Here is a 4,336-nt window from a genome sequence, read left to right as displayed (position 1 = left end):
GGGTGGGGGTGGGGTGGTGGGGTGGGTGGCGACCTGTGGCCAGTGGGTGTCGATCAACAGCTGGGTGGTGTGGTCGGGAAGGTGGTGGGCGAGGTGGTGCTGGGTGATGACCAGCGGCGCCGCGGTGTCCTGGAGCATGAACTCCAGTCGTTCTGCGGGGTACTCGGGGTCCAGGGGGACGTAGGCGGCGCCGGCTTTGAGGATGCCGAGGAGGGTGACGACGAGGTCCGGGGTGCGGTCCTGGAAGACGGCGATGAGGGTTTCGGGGCCGATGCCTTGGGCGCGCAGGTGGTGGGCGAGTTGGTTGGCGCGGGCGTCGAGTTCCCGGTGGGTCAGTGTCCGGTCGCCGTGGACGACGGCGATGTGGTCGGGGTGGGTGGTGGCCTGTTCGGCGACCATGTCGTGGATGGTGCGGCCGGTGGGGAACGGGCCGGCGGTGTCGTTCCACTCCACCAGCATCCGCCGCCGCTCGGCGTCGGTGAGCATGTCGATCTCCGACAGCGGGGCCTGCGGGGCCGCGACGAAACCCCTCACCAGGCTCTCGAAGTGACCCGCGAGGCGTTCGATCGTCTCGCCGTCGAACAGGGCGCTGTCGTAGGCGAACTTGACCTCCAGCACCTCCTCGGCCGAGACGACCACGGTGAGCGGGTAGCCGGTTCGCTCGACGCAGCTCACCGGCCGGTAGTCGACTCCCGCGGGCAGGCAGTCCGAGCCGCGCAGATCCGGGTAGTTCTCGAACACGAGGATGGACTGGAACAGCGGCTTGCCGCGCGGGACGTCGCTGCACTCCTGCACGTCGACGAGATGGCAGTGCTCCCACTGCCGCAGGTCGATCTGCTGGTCCTGCAGCTCCCGCAGCCAGGCGGCGACCGTGGCCCGCCCGTCCACCCGGGCGCGCACCGGCAGGGTGTTGATGAACAGCCCCACCATCGACTCCACGCCGGGCAGCGAGATCGACCGGCCGGAGGTGGTGGCGCCGAACAGCACGTCGTCGCGGCCGCTGTAGCGGGACAGCAGCGCCGACCACACCCCCTGTACCACGGTGTTGACGGTGAGCCGCTGCTCCCTGGCGAACCGGCGCACCGCGCCCGACAGCTCGGCGCTCAACGAGAACTCGAACTCCGCCACCCCCGGTTCCCCGCCGGTCCGGCCGGCGGCCAGCTCGGTGGGCTCGGTCACGCCCGCGAGGTAGCCGCGCCAGAACTCCCGCGCGCGGGACGAGGGCTGCTCGTGCAGCCACTTCGCGTACCGGACGTACGGGATGGCCGGCGGCAGGCCCGGGTCCCTGCCTTCGACGGCGGCCCGGTAGACGTCGAACAGCTCCTTCTTGACGAGCTGGACGCTCCAGCCGTCCAGCAGGATGTGGTGGAACGACCACAGCAGCAGACGGCGGTCGTCCGCGGTCCTGATGATCCGCACCCGCAGCAGCGGCGGCCTCGACAGGTCGAAGCCCTGGTCCCAGTCGTCGGCCGCCAGCCGCCTCAGGCGCGCGTCCTGTTCCGCGGCGTCGCAGTCACGCCAGTCGAACCGCTCGCGCGGCAGCTCGGCCTTGCGCTGGACGACCTGCACCGGCGTCGACACGTCCTGCCACACGAAGGCGCTGCGCAGGATGGAGTGCCGGTCGACGACGTGCTGCCAGGCGTCCAGGAAGCGCTCCTCGTCGAGCGGCCCGACGATCTGCTCGATCATCTGCACCTGGTACGGGTTGACGCCGTGGCTGCTCTGCAGCGAATGGAACAGCATGCCGAACTGCATCGGCGACAGGCCGTAGATGTCTTCCACGTTGGGGTTGCTCATGCGCTGAACTTCCTCATGATCGCGGCCATCTCATCCTCGTCGAGTTCCGCTAGCGGGAGATGCGCCGGGGCGGCGCCGATGCCTTCGCTCTGCTCGGAGGCGATGCCGAGCAGCGCGCGAAGGTTTCCGACGATGTCTTCGGCGAAGCGCTCGACGGTGGTCGCGTCGTGGATCGCCGTGGAGTAGGAGATCTCGATGCCCAGCACGCCGTTCTCCACGGCCGCCAGGATGTCCAGCAGATGACGGCGCATCCCGGCGGAGCCGATGGAACGGCCCCTGGGCTCCGCCGCGCCGGCGTACCGGCCGAGGCCGGGGACGCCGGGGGCGAACTGCCCCAGATAGTTGAAGTTGATCTCTGGAGCGGGGTGGTCCAGCGACCGCCGCACCCGCGCGTCGCCCAGGTACCGCAGGACGCCGTAGCCGATGCCCCGGCGCGGTATGCCCCCGAGCTGCTCGCTGACGCTCTTGAGCAGGATGGCCGGATCGGTCTCGCCCACGCCGTGCAGAGCGACGGGGAACACGCTGGTGAACCATCCCACCGTCCGGGAGGTGTCCACGTCCGGGAACAGGTCCTCCCGGCCGTGGCCCTCCAGGCTGATGCGGACGGCGTCGTCCCCGGTCCAGGCGTGCACCGCGGCGCCCACCGCGGCGAGCAGCGCGTCGTTGATCTGGGTGTGGAAGGCCCGCGGCACGTCCTGCAGCAGGGCGGCCGTCTCGCTCTCGCTCAGCGCGACCGTGACGGCGGCGGAGGAACGCATGGTGTTCCGCCCGTCACGGTCACGAGGCAGCGACCGCTGGGGGCCCTGCGACGACCAGTAGCCGAGTTCGGCGAGCGCGGCGGCCGAGCCGGCGTGCGCCGTGAGCTTCTCCGCCCAGGTTCGCACGGACGTCGTCTTGGCCGGCAGCAGCGGCTCGCGCCCCTCGGCCGCCTGCCGGTAGGCGGTGCCGAGATCCTCCAGCAGGATCCGCCAGGACACGCCGTCGACCGCGAGGTGGTGGATCGCGATGAGCAGTCGCTGGCCGCGGCCCGGGCCCAGCTCCATCAGGACCGCCCGGATCACCGGCCCGCCGGCCAGGTCCATGCCGCGCTGCGCCTCGTCGGCGATCCGCGCCATCCGCGGCCACAGCTCGTCGTCCGCCACCGCGGACAGGTCGTGACGGGCGAGGATGCCCGGACCGGCGTCGTCGTCGATGCGCTGGCGCCACCGGCCGCCGTCCTTGACGACCCGCAGGCGCAGCGCGTCGTGGTGCTCGACGAGGCTCACCAGCGCCCGCCGCAACACCGCGCCGTCCAGGCCGTCGGTCTCCAGCAGCTCCACCTGGTTGAAGTGGGCGGGATCCGGCAGGTCCAGTTCGAAGAACCAGTGCTGGATCGGCGTGAGCGGCACCTCTCCCACGATCTTGCCCTGGTCGGCCAGGATGGGACTGGTGGACCGGGCGTTGGCGGCGATGGCCGCGACCGTCTGGTGCTGGAAGAACATCCTCGGCGTCAGCTGGAGGCCGAACTTCTTCGCCCGCGCGATCACCTGCAGGCTGATGATGGAGTCCCCGCCGAGCGAGAAGAAGTTGTCGGTCACGCTGATGTCGTCGACGCCGAGCACCTCCCGCCAGATGCCGGCGATGACCTTCTCGGCCGCGCTGCGCGGCGCCGACGACGGTGCCGCCTCCGCGTCCGGCTCGGGGAGGGCCTTCCGGTCGACGGCGCCCGCCGCCGTACGCGGCACCAGGGGGAGTGCGACATAGGCCGACGGCACCATGAACGCCGGCAGCCGGTCGCTGAGGTACTGCCGCAGTTCCCCCGCCTCCGGCGCCGCCGCACCGGCCGGCACCAGGTAGCCGACCAGTTCGCCGCCGCGCACGGCGGCCGCGGCGTCCGACACGGCGTCGTGGGAGGCCAGCGCCGCCTCCACCTCGCCCAGCGCGACACGCTCCCCGTGCACCACCACCTGGTCCTCGCGGCGGCCGAGGAACCGCAGCTCGCCCGACGGCGACCAGCTCACCAGGTCACCGGTGCGGTACGGGTTCTCGCCGCCCAGCAGCAGCTCACCGGGGACGCCGACCGGCACCGGCCGGTCCTGCGGATCGACGACGCGCACGAGCGCCGGCCGTGCCGGGGCGCCGCGGACCTCGGCGGGGATCCCGGCCGTGGCCTGCCATGCCGTGAGCGCGGCGTGTTCGGCGTCGGTGAGCATGTCGATCTCGGAGATGGGCGTGGCGGGCCGTTCGGCGAGTCGTTCCAGCAAGGTCACGAAGTGGCCGGCCATCCGCTCGATCGTGGCCTTGTCGTACAGGTCGGTGGGGTAGTCGATGGAGCCGGTGAGATGGTCGCCGGCCTCGCACAGGGTGAGGTTGAGGTCGAACTTGGCCAGGCCCCCGTTGACCGGGCAGGGCTGGACGGTCAGCCCCGGGAGGTCCCACGACTGGGTCTCCGCGGTGGTCTGCAGGACGAGCATGGTCTGGAAGAGGGGGTTGCGGGTGAGGTCGCGTTGGGGGGCGAGTTCTTCGACGAGGCGTTCGAAGGGGAGGTTTTGGTGGTCGT

The 4,336-nt window shown here is 71.4% G+C and carries 2 protein-coding genes; both read right to left on the bottom strand.

Annotated elements, in window-relative coordinates; all coding sequences use genetic code 11:
• Nucleotides 1-1,797 (bottom strand): condensation domain-containing protein (locus ACZ6QO_RS37780; protein ID WP_465858327.1); only part of this gene is annotated, 1,797 nt, incomplete at its 3' end.
• Nucleotides 1,794-4,336, bottom strand: a 2,543-nt coding sequence (locus ACZ6QO_RS37775) for a condensation domain-containing protein (protein ID WP_465858325.1), incomplete at its 5' end; no start/stop codon positions are given. The genes ACZ6QO_RS37775 and ACZ6QO_RS37780, both read right to left, overlap by 4 nt.

The sequence above is a fragment of the Sphaerisporangium sp. NPDC049457 genome (assembly GCF_055586705.1).
This window is presented reverse-complemented; position numbering and strand designations above follow the sequence as displayed.